Annotated in this window: 16 protein-coding genes; 12 read left to right on the top strand and 4 right to left on the bottom strand. The window is 69.7% G+C overall.

Annotation, left to right across the window (positions count from 1 at the left end; all coding sequences use genetic code 11):
- Window positions 1–174: 174 nt before the first annotated feature.
- The 4 genes from KHC27_RS01465 to KHC27_RS01450 are packed head-to-tail and all read left to right on the top strand — an operon-like array spanning window position 175 to window position 3,184.
- A complete protein-coding gene (locus tag KHC27_RS01465; RefSeq protein WP_343210802.1) occupies window positions 175–900 on the top strand; it encodes a Tim44/TimA family putative adaptor protein in 726 nt (241 codons plus the stop codon).
- A 12-nt stretch (window positions 901–912) separates the two neighbouring features.
- Window positions 913–2,232, top strand: a complete 1,320-nt coding sequence (gene mltA, locus KHC27_RS01460; protein ID WP_343210801.1) for a murein transglycosylase A — start codon at window positions 913–915, stop codon at window positions 2,230–2,232.
- On the top strand, window positions 2,229–2,816 hold the full coding sequence (locus tag KHC27_RS01455) for a Smr/MutS family protein (RefSeq protein WP_213334160.1): 588 nt from the start codon (window positions 2,229–2,231) through the stop codon (window positions 2,814–2,816). The genes mltA and KHC27_RS01455 overlap by 4 nt, the downstream gene beginning before the upstream one ends.
- Window positions 2,813–3,184, top strand: a complete 372-nt coding sequence (locus KHC27_RS01450; protein WP_213334157.1) for a helix-turn-helix domain-containing protein — start codon at window positions 2,813–2,815, stop codon at window positions 3,182–3,184. The genes KHC27_RS01455 and KHC27_RS01450 overlap by 4 nt, the downstream gene beginning before the upstream one ends.
- Window positions 3,185–3,214: 30 nt before the next feature.
- Here the strand turns inward: KHC27_RS01450 and hslU are convergent, their stop codons facing one another.
- The 4 genes from hslU to KHC27_RS01430 all read right to left on the bottom strand — a co-directional run bounded on the left by hslU (window position 3,215) and on the right by KHC27_RS01430 (window position 7,564).
- The gene (gene hslU, locus KHC27_RS01445) at window positions 3,215–4,522 is read right to left on the bottom strand and encodes an ATP-dependent protease ATPase subunit HslU (RefSeq protein ID WP_213334155.1); all 1,308 of its coding nucleotides are present in this window, start codon (window positions 4,520–4,522) and stop codon (window positions 3,215–3,217) included.
- Between the two features lie 12 nt (window positions 4,523–4,534).
- Window positions 4,535–5,593 (bottom strand): hypothetical protein, encoded by a 1,059-nt coding sequence (locus KHC27_RS01440; protein WP_213334153.1) that lies wholly within the window; start codon window positions 5,591–5,593, stop codon window positions 4,535–4,537.
- A complete protein-coding gene (gene hslV, locus KHC27_RS01435) occupies window positions 5,590–6,138 on the bottom strand; it encodes an ATP-dependent protease subunit HslV (RefSeq protein ID WP_213334151.1) in 549 nt (182 codons plus the stop codon). The genes KHC27_RS01440 and hslV overlap by 4 nt, the downstream gene beginning before the upstream one ends.
- A 70-nt stretch (window positions 6,139–6,208) precedes the next feature.
- On the bottom strand, window positions 6,209–7,564 hold the full coding sequence (locus tag KHC27_RS01430) for a hypothetical protein (RefSeq protein WP_213334149.1): 1,356 nt from the start codon (window positions 7,562–7,564) through the stop codon (window positions 6,209–6,211).
- Window positions 7,565–7,741: 177 nt separating this feature from the next.
- Between KHC27_RS01430 and hisB the strand changes: the two genes are divergently transcribed.
- From hisB to KHC27_RS01390, 8 genes are all read left to right on the top strand, one after another.
- Complete coding sequence (gene hisB / locus KHC27_RS01425; protein ID WP_213334147.1) at window positions 7,742–8,335, top strand: imidazoleglycerol-phosphate dehydratase HisB; 594 nt, start codon at window positions 7,742–7,744, stop codon at window positions 8,333–8,335.
- A gap of 30 nt (window positions 8,336–8,365) precedes the next feature.
- Window positions 8,366–8,872 carry a DUF2628 domain-containing protein gene (locus KHC27_RS01420; protein WP_213334145.1) on the top strand — a complete coding sequence of 169 codons (507 nt, stop codon included), beginning with the start codon at window positions 8,366–8,368 and terminating at the stop codon, window positions 8,870–8,872.
- Complete coding sequence (hisH, locus tag KHC27_RS01415) at window positions 8,869–9,519, top strand: imidazole glycerol phosphate synthase subunit HisH (RefSeq protein ID WP_213334143.1); 651 nt, start codon at window positions 8,869–8,871, stop codon at window positions 9,517–9,519. Before KHC27_RS01420 ends, hisH begins: the two co-directional genes overlap by 4 nt.
- Window positions 9,516–10,250, top strand: a complete 735-nt coding sequence (gene hisA / locus KHC27_RS01410) for a 1-(5-phosphoribosyl)-5-[(5-phosphoribosylamino)methylideneamino]imidazole-4-carboxamide isomerase (protein WP_213334140.1) — start codon at window positions 9,516–9,518, stop codon at window positions 10,248–10,250. Before hisH ends, hisA begins: the two co-directional genes overlap by 4 nt.
- A gap of 11 nt (window positions 10,251–10,261) precedes the next feature.
- Window positions 10,262–11,050, top strand: a complete 789-nt coding sequence (gene hisF / locus KHC27_RS01405) for an imidazole glycerol phosphate synthase subunit HisF (RefSeq protein ID WP_213334137.1) — start codon at window positions 10,262–10,264, stop codon at window positions 11,048–11,050.
- Window positions 11,047–11,397, top strand: a complete 351-nt coding sequence (locus KHC27_RS01400; RefSeq protein WP_213334134.1) for a phosphoribosyl-ATP diphosphatase — start codon at window positions 11,047–11,049, stop codon at window positions 11,395–11,397. The genes hisF and KHC27_RS01400 overlap by 4 nt, the downstream gene beginning before the upstream one ends.
- A gap of 99 nt (window positions 11,398–11,496) precedes the next feature.
- Complete coding sequence (gene coaA / locus KHC27_RS01395) at window positions 11,497–12,456, top strand: type I pantothenate kinase (protein ID WP_213334131.1); 960 nt, start codon at window positions 11,497–11,499, stop codon at window positions 12,454–12,456.
- Window positions 12,453–12,983 (top strand): alpha-ketoglutarate-dependent dioxygenase AlkB family protein (locus KHC27_RS01390; RefSeq protein ID WP_213334128.1); only part of this gene is annotated, 531 nt, incomplete at its 3' end. The genes coaA and KHC27_RS01390, both read left to right, overlap by 4 nt.

The following is a 12,983-nucleotide window of genomic DNA, read 5'->3' as shown; positions in this document are numbered from 1 at the left end:
CCGGATGTGACTGACGTTACGGTAGCGAATGGGCTGGCGAAATCCCCCGGAGCGCGTAAATAGGCCATGAACACCGGCAGGCGGGCTTTCCGGCGCCAGCCTGCGGGCGTCTTTAAACTCGGTCCATGGATGGCGGGCTGGTCCGCCGTCCAGGCAAAACGCGGCAAGAGCGACGTGTTCGATATTTATACGATCATCTTCCTGGCCCTGGCCGTGTTCATCTTCATCCGGCTGCGCAGCGTGCTGGGCCAGCGCACAGGGCGGGAGCGGCCGCCCTATGATCCGTATTCGCGTCGCGACGCAGCCAAGGCGCCCGCGGCGAACGACCCGCGGGCCTCGGACAAGGTGGTGAACTTCCCCGGCACCGAGCCCAGCCATGTTCCCGAGCCGGTGGAGCCGGATGTCCCCGCCCAGCCGCGCTGGACCGGCGTCGCCGAGATCGGCTCGGCGGTGGCCAATGGGCTTGACGCCATCGCCGCGCAGGAACGCGGCTTCGACGTGAAGCACTTTCTCGAAGGTGCCCGTTCGGCCTACGAGATGATCGTCGTCGCCTTCGCAAACGGCGATCGCCGCGCGCTGAAGGACCTGCTTGCCCGCGACGTGTTCGACGGCTTCTCGGCGGCGATCGCGGAACGCGAGGCGCGCGGCGAGACCATGCAGACGAGCTTCGTCGCCATCTCGAAGTCGGACATCGTGGATGCGCAGGTGAAGGGCAAGACCGCGCAGATCACGGTGCGGTTCGTCTCCCAGCTCATTTCCGTCACCCGCAATGCGGCGGGTGAGACGGTGGACGGCGACGCCGAGGCGGTGGTTGACGTGACCGACGTGTGGACCTTCTCGCGCGATCTCGGCGCCCGCGATCCCAACTGGAAGCTCGTGGCGACCGAAGCGGCTTCGTGACAGAGTAGCGGGGTGCGCACCCCGATCCTTCCTTCTGCCCGGTTCTGCCGGGCGCTCGCCCTCAGCCTCGCCTGTGCGCTGCTCCTCGCCGCGGGGCTGGCGGGTGGGCCGGCTCTCGCCCGCGAGAAGCCGCACCCTGCGCCGCTGTTCGTCATGCCGGAGGCCGCGCTGGAGCCGGCGCGCTTCGCCAACCTTCCGGGCTGGGCGCAGGACGACCATCGGGCCGCGCTGGCGACCTTCCGGGCGAGCTGCGGCCCCATCCTGCGGGGCACCGACGAGGTGACCCCGCCGCGGCCGGTGTTTCTCGCGCTGCGCCCCATCTGCCGGGAGGCGCTGCGCCTTCCCCGCCACACCAGCGAGGCGCGAGCCCGCCGCTTCTTCGAGCAGGCCTTCCGGCCGGTGTTGATCTCGCCCATCGAATCCCCGACCGGCTTTCTCACCGGCTATTACGAACCGGAGCTGGAAGGCTCGCTCACCCCTACGGCGGAATTCACCACTCCGATTTACCGCCGGCCGGCGGACCTCATCCTCGAATCCCCCGCACCCGGCGTGCCCGCCAACAGGGGCCAGGCGTTCCGGCGCGAGGGCGACCGGCTCGTGCCCTATTACGACCGCGCCGCGATCGACGACGGCGCGCTGAAGGACCGTGGGCTCGAAATCGTCTGGGTGCGGAGCGCGGCAGACGTGTTCTTCACCCAGATTCAGGGCTCGGCCCGGGTGAGGCTTCCCGATGGCACCGTGCTTCGGCTCAATTACGATGGCCACAACGGCCAGACCTACACCCCGGTCGGGCGGATTCTGGTGGAGCGGGGCATCGTGCCGCGCGAGAAGATTTCCATGGACGCGATCCGCGCCTACATAGCCGACCATCCGGCGGAAGGGCGCGAGCTGATGCGGCAGAACAAGTCCTATGTCTTCTTTCGCCTCGCGACCGAGCTTTCGGCCACCGATGGGGCGGTGGGGGCCCAGGGCCTGCCGCTGACGGCGGGACGCTCCATCGCCGTGGATCGGCGCCTTCACGTCTACGGCACGCCCTTTTTCATCGACGCGCGGTTGCCGCTGGACGGGCCGGGTACGTCCAACACCTTCCAGCGGCTGATGATCGCCCAGGACACCGGCTCGGCCATCGTCGGCCCGGCCCGTGCCGATCTCTTCCTCGGCGCGGGTGCGGAGGCGGGGTCGGTGGCCGGCCGCATCCAGAACCGCGGCCGCTTCATCATGCTGCTGCCGCGCCGGCTCGACCCGACCCGCGCGCCGCCACCACCCCGGCCGCCGCGCCGCCCCGCGCACCTGCCCGCCGAGGCGTCTTCCGGCGCGGGCGGGACGCCATGAGCGCCCGATCGGGCGGGGGCCGGCGTGGCCGGCGCACGCTGGACCCCGAGGAACGCGCGCTCTGGAGCTATGTGACCCGCGACATTGCGCGGCTGAAGCCGGCGGCGCCGGTGGAGGCGCCGGCGTCCGAGCCCGTCCGCGAGGAGCCGCCTGCCGCCCCGGAGCCGCCGCCTCCGGTGGAGGCGCGGCCGGCACGTGCCACTCCGGCGAGGCCGTCGCCCCCGCCGCTGGCGCCGCTGGAGCCGAAGCTGCGCCGCCGGCTGTCGCGCGGCAGCCACGAGGTCGAGGCCCGGATCGACCTGCACGGCATGACCCAGGCGGCGGCGCATCACCGCCTCCACGCCTTCCTCATCGCCGCCCAGAGCGCGGGCCATTCCGTGGTGCTGGTCATCACCGGCAAGGGATCACCGGAGCCGGGCTTCGTCACGGAAGGGCGGGGCGTGCTGCGGCGCGTGGTGCCGCACTGGCTCGCCGAACCCGCCATGCGGCCGGTGGTGGTCGGCTTCGAGACCGCGGCACGCGGCCATGGCGGGGAAGGCGCGCTCTATGTCCGCATCCGCCGGCTTCGCGGGGGCCCGGCATGACGCCGTTCGGCCGCCGCATGCGGGAGCTGAGGGCCGAGCGCGGCGTCACCCTCAAGCAGATGGCCGAAGAGCTCGGGGTCTCGGCCGCCTATCTCTCCGCGCTCGAACATGGCAAGCGCGGCCAGCCGACCTGGCTGATGCTCCAGCGCATCATGGCCTATTTCAACGTGATCTGGGACGAAGCGGAATCGCTGCGCGTGCTCGCGGAGATGTCCGACCCCCGGGTGGTGGTCGATACCGCCGGGCTGGCGCCGGAGGCGACCGAGCTCGCCAACCTCCTGGCCCGTGAAATCGCGACGCTGCCGCCCGAGGCGGTGGCGGAGCTTCTCGGCCGGCTGAAGATCCTCAGCCGGCCCGGCGGGCATTGAGGCGCCCGCTTCCCCCGTTTCCGCCGCGCGCTAGAGGATGTAGCGGCTGAGATCGGCATTACGGGCGAGGTCGGCGACCCGCTCGCGGACATAGGCGCCATCCACCGTCACGCCCTCGCCGGCCCGGTCCGGCGCGCTGAAGGAAAGCTCGTCGAGCACCCGCTCGATCACCGTCTGCAGCCGGCGGGCGCCGATATTCTCGACGGTGGAGTTCACCTCCACCGCGACGTCGGCAATCGCCTCCACCGCGTCGTCGGTAATGGTGAGGGTCACGCCCTCCGTGGCCATCAGCGCGATGGACTGCTTGACCAGGCTGGCTTCGGTCTCCGTCAGGATGCGCTTGAAATCCTCCCGGCTCAGCGCCTCCAGCTCGACCCGGATGGGCAGCCGGCCCTGCAGCTCCGGCAGCAGGTCGGAGGGCTTGGAGACGTGGAAGGCGCCGGAGGCGATGAAGAGGATGTGGTCGGTCTTCACCGGGCCGTGCTTGGTCGAGACCGTGGTGCCCTCGATCAGCGGCAGCAGGTCGCGCTGCACGCCTTCGCGCGAGACATCGGCCCCGGAACGGCCCTCCCGCCCCGCGATCTTGTCGATCTCGTCGAGGAAGACGATGCCGTTGTCCTCCACCGCGCGAATGGCTTCCTGGACGATGGCGTCCTGGTCGATCAGCTTGTCGGCTTCCTCCGAGAGGAGGAGCGGGTGGGCTTCCTTCACGGTGACGCGGCGCGTCTTGGTGCGCCCGCCCAGCGCCTTGCCCAGCATGTCGCCGAGCGAGATGGCCCCCATCTGCGCGCCCGGCATGCCGGGAATCTCGAACATCGGCATGCCCTGTCCGGGGGAGGTCACCTCGACCTCCACTTCCTTGTCGTCGAGCAGCCCGTCCCGCAGCTTCCGGCGGAAGGCCTCGCGGGTACCGGGCGAGGCGGTGGCGCCGACCAGAGCCGTCAGCACCCGCTCCTCGGCGGCGAGGTGGGCCTTGGCCTCGACATCCTTGCGCCGGGCCTCGCGCACCAGCCCGATGCCGATCTCGACGAGGTCGCGCACGATCTGCTCGACGTCACGGCCGACATAGCCGACCTCGGTGAACTTGGTCGCCTCGACCTTGAGAAAGGGAGCTCCCGCCAGCTTGGCGAGGCGGCGTGAAATCTCGGTCTTGCCGACCCCGGTGGGCCCGATCATCAGGATGTTCTTCGGCAGAACCTCCTCGCGCAGGTGGCCCTCGAGCTGCTGGCGGCGCCAGCGGTTGCGCAGCGCGATGGCCACCGCCCGCTTGGCCTTGTTCTGGCCGACGATGTAGCGGTCAAGCTCCGAGACGATTTCGCGGGGGGAGAAGTTGGTCATGACGTCGGCAACTCAGGGCTGGGGCAGCCGGCGCGCAAGCTCGGCCGGCAGAAGGGAGAGGATGACGCGGCGCAGCGGGTGCCAGGCGGCGCTGAGCAGCAGGACGAAGGCGCCGAGCACGAGCAGCGTCAGCGGCGTCTCGAGGCCGTACAGCCCGCTGTCCTGCACCAGCGCGGCGAAGGCATAGCCGGCATAGGCGAGGCCCGACACCAGCAGCGCCCGGCGGTCGATCAGCACCGCCACCCCACCCAGGACAACGAAGGTCAGCAGCACCGGCAGGGCGGCGATGGCGCCGCGGCCGCCGCCCGCCAGCCCCTCGAACAGGGGATGGACGATGAGCGGGGCGGCCAGCAGATGCAGCCAGAAGGCGATGTCGGCCCGGCGGGTGCGGCGCTGCGGGTCGCTCATGTCGAACCACATGGCGAGTGCGAACACGCCGAGGCCGCAGGCGACAAGAAGCGGCTGGAGCGCCGTCGCCAGCAGGCCCGGCGCCAGCGTGGCGGCAAGACCGAGCACGCTGGCGACCAGCGCCGCCGTTCCCGCCGCCACGGTGATCGGCAGGCGGAAGCGCAGGTAATGCAGGAACGTGGCGCCAAGCGTGACCAGCCCGGCACCGAACAGCGGCAGCGCGCTGGAGCCATCCGCCAGATCCGGCGCCCACGGCCCCAACCCGAACACCCGCCCCCCGAACAGCAGCGTCGCGGCCGCCATTACCGAGCCGGCGAAGACGACGAGCAGCACGAGGCTGGGAAGCGCCATGCGGCGCCGCCGGGTGAAGTATTCCGCCAGCAGCCAGCACGCCGCGACAAGAGCCACCCACCGGCCGGCGCCGCCGAAGCGGTCTTCGGCGAAATAGGCGACCGCGGTCAGGAACAGGGCAAGGCCGATGGTAACGAAGATGTCGCCGAAGCCGCTGACGAAGCGCAGCCGCTCATCCTCATGCGACACCGGCGCGCCGGGCTCGGTCGCCGCTGCGCCGAGTTCGGATTCCAGCGCCCGGAGCTGGTCGAGCTGCCCGGCGGTGATGATCCCGCGTTCGACCGCCACGGAAACGGTGCGTTCGCCGATCATCCCTCGATCGTCTCCACCACGATATTGGCGTTGGTGTAGATGCAGATGTCGGCGGCGATGCCGAGGCTCTTGCGGACGATCGCTTCCGGGGACTGCCCGCTGTCGGCCAGCGCGCGGGCCGCGGCAAGGGCGAAGCCGCCGCCGGAGCCGATGGCCGCGATGCCGCCCTCGGGCTCCAGAACATCACCCGTGCCGGTGAGCACCAGGGTGATGCGGGCATCGGCGACGATCATCATCGCCTCCAGCCGGCGCAGGTAGCGGTCGGTGCGCCAGTCCTTGGCCAGTTCCACCGCCGCGCGCTGGAGCTGGCCGGGATACTGCTCGAGCTTGGCTTCCAGCCGTTCGAACAGGGTGAAGGCGTCGGCGGTGGCGCCGGCGAAGCCGCCGATCACGTCGCCGCGGCCGAGCCGGCGCACCTTGCGCGCATTGGCCTTCATCACGGTGTTGCCGAGCGTCACCTGGCCATCGCCGCCAATGGCGACGGTGCCGCCGGTGCGGACGGAGACGATGGTGGTGCCGTAGATCGTTTCGGGGGCGTGCTTCATGAAGGACTCCGTCGGGCGGAGCTTACTTAAACCCGAAAGCGCCGATCGCAAGCCGGCGATGCACCCGCGCTCAGTGCCGCCAGAGCCGCTTCAGCCCGTTGAGGCCGCGACGCTCGAGCTTGGCGTTGCGGCGGCCGAGGGCGCCGGCCTGGTCACGCAGCCGCTCCATCTCCGCCTCCACGCCGGCGCGCCGGCGGCGTTCGCCGTCCAGCGCGTCGCGGGCCGCACCGAGTTCGTGCTGGGTCTCGCACAGATTCTGGCGCAGCGCCTCGTTTTCGCTCCGCACCACCTTCTGCTCGGCGTGAAGGATGTCGATGTCCGCATGAAGGGTGTCGATGTCAGCCTGCCGCCGATCGCGCTCGGCCGCGAGCCGGGCCGCGCGTCCGGACAGCAGCCCGCGGGTTCGGGCGGCGTAGAATTCGCAGCGCTCCCACTCCTCCAGCATCTCGTCACGCATGCGTTCCACCTGCGCCAGCACCCGGATATCCGCGACATGGGCGCCGATGAGCTTGACGAATTGCTGCACGGTGTCGCGGAACGCCACCGGGGAGCGGGTGGCGAACAACGAGCCTTCGAAGGCAAGGCGGCAGTCGGAGAAATCGAGCGGGAGGCCGGTCAGGTCCTTCAGTCGCTGCCGGGCATCCTCGGCCGCGCCCGGGTCACGGGCGAGCCGGTTCACGTCCAGCACCAGGTCGGCCGAGGGCAGCGCAAGCGCGTAGAGATAGAGGTGCAGCGCCGCGAAGGCGAGGAAGCTGCGCTCGTCCTCCTCGCTCGTGGTGCGGTCGTGGAAGAAGTCGTCGACCTGACGGATGAAGGGGTCGTGGCGGCAGGCCCGCAGCGTGGCGTTCACCGTTTCGAGGAAATAGCCGTTCCCGCCGGCTGCCTGCGCGGAATAGGAACCCCATTGGTGGAAGATGTTGCGGTAGATCACGACGCTGGTGCCGCCGAAGGCCTGCTTCAGCGCGCCTGCCCGGCCCAGCGTACGGGTGTCGGTGAGGATGGGGATGCGCCCGCAGCCTTCGGCATGGTCGATGAGGGCACGCACATAGGCCACCTCGGCGTTGCTCAGCGTGCCGGCCACCCCGCCCGCGGGCAGGAACCGCTCGAATGCCATCTCCGGGCCATAGAGCTTCACGCCCCCCTCCGGCTCCAGCAGCGGCAGGAATTCGAGGAAATAGGGTGCTGCCGACGGGTGATGCGAATTCCAGCCGCCATCGTGGAGAGCGGCGATCTGCGGGCCGGTACAGCTCGCGAGCTGCTCGTGGAAGATTTCGCAATAGGCGAGGCAGCGTGGATCGCCGCGGAACTTGCTCCACACCCAGGTGCTGGCGGTCCGAAAGCTCGAATGCACGAAGACCGGCCCGCGCGGCGCGTCCGTGAGTTCGGTGTGCCTCAGTGCCTGCCGTGGCGTGGATTCCATCGCCATGCCCTTGGTGTCATGCGGATTAGTTTCTTGGAATAAGACTTAAACGACGTTTTGGCTGCAGCGGCGAGTGGATTCGATTCCGCAATGCCGCATGGGCAGGCGCTCCGGCCGCCGCAGCGCGGATATGGCGCCGCTACGTCTAAGCTGCTAAGACGCCGCCACTTCCGGAGCTTCAGCATGCGCAAGGCCAGCCTCACCCGCGGCACCAAAGAAACCGAGATCAGCCTGTCCCTCGACCTCGACGGTACCGGCACGGGGAAGATCGCGACGGGCGTCGGCTTCTTCGACCATATGCTCGACCTGCTGGCGCGCCACGCCCGCATCGACCTGGAGGTCGAAGCGAAAGGTGACCTGCACATCGACTTCCACCATACGGTGGAGGATGTCGGCATCGTGCTCGGCCAGGCGGTGAAGACGGCGCTGGGCGACATGCGCGGCATCACCCGCTATGCCAGCCTGCACCTGCCGATGGACGAGACGCTGACCCGGGTGGCGCTGGACATTTCCGGCCGCCCCTTCCTTGTCTTCAAGGTGGAGTTCCCGGCGCCCAAGATCGGCGAATTCGACACCGAGCTGGTGCGGGAGTTCTTTCAGGCCTTCGCGATCAATGCCGGCGTAACCCTCCACGTCGAAACCCTGTACGGGCTCAACGCCCACCACATTGCGGAAAGCTGCTTCAAGGGGCTGGCGCGGGCGCTGCGGGCGGCGGTGGCGGTCGACCCCGCCGCGGCGGGCGAGATTCCCTCGACCAAGGGCAGCCTCGGCGCCTGAGCCGGGGGCTCGGGACGGAAAGGAAGGCATATGGCGGTCTGGACGGTCTTCCAGCCCGAGGATGAGAAGCCGGCGCGGGCTCTGGCAAGCTGGTCGGACCGCGTGGTCTTTGTGCGCGAGGGTTTTGCCTGGAGCGCGTTCTTCTTCTCGCCGCTCGTCCTGCTGTGGCACCGGCTCTGGCTCGGCCTGCTCGGCTATGCCGTGGCCGAGGCCGCGCTCGCCGTCGTGGTGCCGATGTTCCTGGATGGAATGGCGGCGGTGCTGCTGCACCTCATCCCCAATCTGCTGGCCGGCCTGCTGCTGGCGGACCTGCGGCGGCTGAAGCTGGAACGGCTCGGCTATGAGGAGGTCGGCGCCGTGGTCGCGCCCGCGCTTGCGGCCGCCGAGCGGCGCTTCCTCGAAGGCGCGCTGGCAGGCGGGCTCGTCCCGGTCCCGGCCACCGGGACGCGGCCGGCGGCGCCCTTCGTCGCGCCGGCCCATGGCCGGGCCGCTCTCGTGCCCGTGCTCGGGCTGTTCCCGGAGGCTGACCGGCGATGAACGTCGTTCTGATCGATTATGGCTCGGGTAATCTGCATTCGGCCGGCAAGGCGCTGGAGCGCGCCGCCCGCGAGGGAGGCGGCGGCGCCAGCGTGGTGGTGACGGACGATCCCGCCGTGGTACGGCAGGCCGACCGGGTGGTGCTGCCCGGCGTCGGGGCCTATGCCGACTGCCGCCGCGGGCTCGACGCCGTGCCCGGCATGGTCGAGGCGCTGGCCGAGGTGGTGCGGGAAAAGCAGCGTCCCTTCCTCGGCATCTGCGTCGGGCTCCAGCTCATGGCCGAGCGCGGTCTCGAGCACGGCGTCACCCGGGGGCTCGGCTGGATCGCCGGCGATGTCGTGAAGCTGGCGCCCGCCGATCCCGCGCTGAAGATTCCCCATATGGGCTGGAATTCGCTGACGCTGCGCCGCGAGCACCCGCTGCTCGCCGGCATCGCCACCGGGCCGGACGGGCTCGACGCCTATTTCGTGCATTCCTATCACCTTGCCGCGCGGAACGAGGAGGACGTGGTCGCCGTCAGCGATTACGGGCAGCCGGTCACCGCCGTCGTGGCCCGCGGCAATGTCGCAGGTACCCAGTTTCATCCGGAGAAGAGCCAGCGCCTCGGCCTCGCCCTTCTCGCCAACTTCCTCGCGTGGACGCCGTGATCCTCTTTCCCGCCATCGACCTCAAGGACGGCCTGTGCGTGCGCCTGCAGCAGGGCGACATGAACCGGGCGACCGTCTTCAACCATGACCCTGCCCAGCAGGCGGCGATGTTCGAGGCGCAGGGCTTCCGCTACCTGCACATCGTCGATCTCGACGGGGCTTTCGCCGGCAAGCCCGTCAACGCCTTCGCGGTCGACCGCATTCTCGAATCGGTGGCGATGCCGGTGCAGCTCGGCGGTGGCATCCGCGACATGGCAACCATCGAGGGCTGGCTGGGCAAGGGTGTCACCCGCGTGATCCTCGGCACGGCGGCGGTCCGCGATCCCGGCTTCGTGCGGGAGGCCGCCCGCCGCTTTCCCGGGCGTGTCGCGGTCGGCCTCGACGCCAAGGACGGCTGGGTCGCCGTGGAGGGCTGGGCGGAGACCTCCGAGCTCTCGGCGCTGGAGCTTGCCCGCCGCTTCGAGGATGCCGGGGTCGCCGCGATCATCTACACCGACATCGCCCGCGACGGGCTGCTGAAGGGCCTCAATCTCGACGCGACCATCGCGTTGGCCGAGGCGGTGTCGATCCCCGTCATCGCGTCGGGCGGGCTTGCCTCGCTCGACGACGTCCGGGCGCTGACCGAGCCGCGGGCGCTGCGGCTGGAGGGCGCCATCACCGGGCGCGCGCTCTATGATGGGCGCATCGATCCGCGTGAGGCGCTGTCGGTGCTGGCGGGGCTGCCGTTGTGAGCGAGGCGTCGATGCTGAAGGTGCGCGTCATTCCCTGCCTTGACGTCAAGGACGGCCGGGTGGTCAAGGGCGTCCAGTTCGTCGATCTGCGCGATGCCGGCGATCCCGTTGAGGCCGCCCGCGCCTATGACGCGGCGGGCGCCGACGAGCTGTGCTTCCTCGACATCACCGCCAGCCACGAGGCGCGCGGCACGCTGATCGACGTCGTCAGCCGCACCGCCGAGCAGTGCTTCATGCCGCTCACCGTCGGCGGCGGCGTGCGCAAGGTCGAGGACATCCGCGCGCTGCTCAATGCCGGGGCCGACAAGGTGTCGATCAACACCGCGGCGGTGTCGCGGCGTGAATTCGTGCGGGAGGCGGCGGAAAAGTTCGGCGAACAGTGCATCGTCGTCGCCATCGACGCCAAGCAGGTCTCTGCCGAGGGCGAGCCGCCGCGCTGGGAAATCTTCACCCATGGCGGGCGCAACCGCACCGGCATCGACGCCGTCGACTATGCCCGCGAGGTGGTGGCGCTGGGGGCGGGCGAGCTTCTCCTGACCTCCATGGACCGCGACGGCACCGGGCGCGGCTTCGATCTCGCCCTCACGCGGGCGATCTCCGACGCGGTGCCGGTGCCGGTCATCGCCTCGGGCGGGGTCGGGACGCTCGACCATCTGGTGGACGGCATCCGCGAGGGTGGCGCGTCCGCGGTGCTGGCGGCCTCGATCTTCCATTTCGGAACCTTCACCATCGGCGCCGCCAAGCAGCGCCTTGCCGCCGCCGGCCTGCCGGTGCGCGCGACACCCGGAGCCCGGCCATGACTGTCGATCCCGCGCCGGCCCGGCTCAGCCTCGAGGAGCTCGTCGCCCTTGTCGACCAGCGCGCCCGTGGCGGCGAGGCGGGCGACAAGCCCTCTTACACCCGCGCCCTGCTCGGCAAAGGGGTGGCGAAATGCGCCCAGAAGCTTGGCGAAGAGGCGATCGAGACGGCGCTCGCAGCGGTGGCGGGTGATTCGAAAGCCGTGGTTTCCGAGGCCGCCGATCTCCTCTACCATCTCGCCGTGCTGCTCCATGTCCGCGATATTCCGCTGGACGCGGTGTATGCCGAGCTCGGGCGGCGCACCGCGCAGTCCGGTCTCGAAGAGAAGGCCGGACGCAAAGGCGTTTAGCCGACTTTTCGGCGTGATTCGGGCGGGGCCGTCGTGGTATACGGTCGACCAACGCTTGGCGAGAAATGCCTGGGCGAGACGGGGTCGAGGAATACGCCGATGGAAGCACGGGTCGACAATGGGGCTCTCTCGCCCTTTCGCCATTTCACCCGGGCGGAATGGGCGACGTTGCGTGACGACACGCCCCAGCCGCTGAAGGCCGAGGAGATCGCCCGGCTGCAGGGGCTGAACGACCGGCTTTCGGCGGCGGAGATCGAGCAGATCTATCTGCCGCTGTCGCGCCTGCTCTCCATGTATGTCGGAGCGACGCAGAAGCTGTTCCGATCGATGCAGAAATTCCTCGGCCCGGAGGAAGGCGGCAAGAAGCCCTACATCATCGGCGTGGCGGGCTCCGTGGCGGTCGGCAAGTCGACCACCGCCCGCGTGCTTCAGGCGCTGCTCGCGCGCTGGGCGAACACCCCGAAGGTGGCGCTGGTGACGACGGACGGCTTCCTGCTGCCCAACGCCGTGCTCCAGCGCGAGGAGCTGATGCAGCGTAAGGGCTTTCCCGAGAGCTACGACCTACCGGCGCTGCTCCACTTCCTCACCGACGTAAAGGCGGGCAAGCGCCCGGCGCGGGCGCCGGTCTATTCGCATTTCGACTATGACGTCATGCCGAACGAGACCGTGGAGGTCGATCAGCCCGATATACTGATCGTCGAAGGGCTCAACGTGCTGCAGACCAGTCGTCCTCCGAAGGACGGCAAGGGCATTCCCTTCGTATCCGACTTCTTCGATTTCAAGGTCTATATCGACGCCGACGAGAGCATCCTGGAGCGCTGGTATGTCGAGCGCTTCATGCGGCTGCGGGAGACGGCCTTCCGCGACCCGGCGGCCTATTTCCACCGCTACGCCGGCATTTCCGCCGAGGAGGCGGACAGCATTGCCCGCTCGATCTGGCGGACGATCAATCTGGTGAACCTGCGCGAGAACATCCTGCCCACCCGGCAGCGCGCCGACCTCATCCTGCGCAAGGGCGGCGACCACCAGGTCGAGGCGGTCGCGCTGCGCAAGCTGTGAGCGGCGCCGCCGGCCCCGCTCCGGTCGCCATCGCGCCGGACTGCCTGTGGTGGCCGGGCTGGCTGGATCGCGAGGCGCAGGAGGCGCTCGTCGCCGAATTGCGCGGCGTTCTCGCCGAGGCGCCGCTCTTCACGCCGCGCATGCCGCGCACCGGCAAGCCCTTCTCGGTGCGGATGTCGAATTGCGGTCCGCTGGGCTGGGTGTCGGATGTGACAGGCTATCGCTACCAGCCGCACCATCCCGAGACCGGGCGGCGCTGGCCGGCCATGCCCGAGGTTCTGCTCGACAGCTGGCGCCGCCTCGCGCCCGCCTCGCCACCGCCCGAAGCCTGTCTCATCAACTGGTATGGCGAAGGAGCCCGCATGGGGCTGCACCAGGACCGTGACGAGCTGGAATTCGGCGCGCCGGTCCTGTCGCTCTCGCTCGGCGACACCGCGGTGTTCCGCATCGGCGGCTCCAGCCGCAGCGACCCTGCGGATTCCGACGTAACCGGCCACCTATTCCAATCATTATCCGGCCACCGTTCC

Source organism: Ancylobacter lacus (genome assembly GCF_018390635.1).
Lineage (GTDB): Bacteria > Pseudomonadota > Alphaproteobacteria > Rhizobiales > Xanthobacteraceae > Ancylobacter > Ancylobacter lacus.
This window is presented reverse-complemented; position numbering and strand designations above follow the sequence as displayed.

Bases quoted from the DNA above. Each gene is read 5' to 3' on its own strand.
- KHC27_RS01455 (WP_213334160.1), top strand. From the start codon at position 2,229: ATGAGCGCCCGATCGGGCGGGGGCCGGCGTGGCCGGCGCACGCTGGAC.
- KHC27_RS01450 (WP_213334157.1), top strand. From the start codon at position 2,813: ATGACGCCGTTCGGCCGCCGCATGCGGGAGCTGAGGGCCGAGCGCGGC.
- hslU (WP_213334155.1), bottom strand. From the start codon at position 4,522: ATGACCAACTTCTCCCCCCGCGAAATCGTCTCGGAGCTTGACCGCTAC.
- KHC27_RS01440 (WP_213334153.1), bottom strand. From the start codon at position 5,593: ATGATCGGCGAACGCACCGTTTCCGTGGCGGTCGAACGCGGGATCATC.
- hslV (WP_213334151.1), bottom strand. From the start codon at position 6,138: ATGAAGCACGCCCCCGAAACGATCTACGGCACCACCATCGTCTCCGTC.
- KHC27_RS01430 (WP_213334149.1), bottom strand. From the start codon at position 7,564: ATGGCGATGGAATCCACGCCACGGCAGGCACTGAGGCACACCGAACTC.
- hisB (WP_213334147.1), top strand. From the start codon at position 7,742: ATGCGCAAGGCCAGCCTCACCCGCGGCACCAAAGAAACCGAGATCAGC.
- KHC27_RS01420 (WP_213334145.1), top strand. From the start codon at position 8,366: ATGGCGGTCTGGACGGTCTTCCAGCCCGAGGATGAGAAGCCGGCGCGG.
- hisH (WP_213334143.1), top strand. From the start codon at position 8,869: ATGAACGTCGTTCTGATCGATTATGGCTCGGGTAATCTGCATTCGGCC.
- hisF (WP_213334137.1), top strand. From the start codon at position 10,262: ATGCTGAAGGTGCGCGTCATTCCCTGCCTTGACGTCAAGGACGGCCGG.
- KHC27_RS01400 (WP_213334134.1), top strand. From the start codon at position 11,047: ATGACTGTCGATCCCGCGCCGGCCCGGCTCAGCCTCGAGGAGCTCGTC.
- coaA (WP_213334131.1), top strand. From the start codon at position 11,497: ATGGAAGCACGGGTCGACAATGGGGCTCTCTCGCCCTTTCGCCATTTC.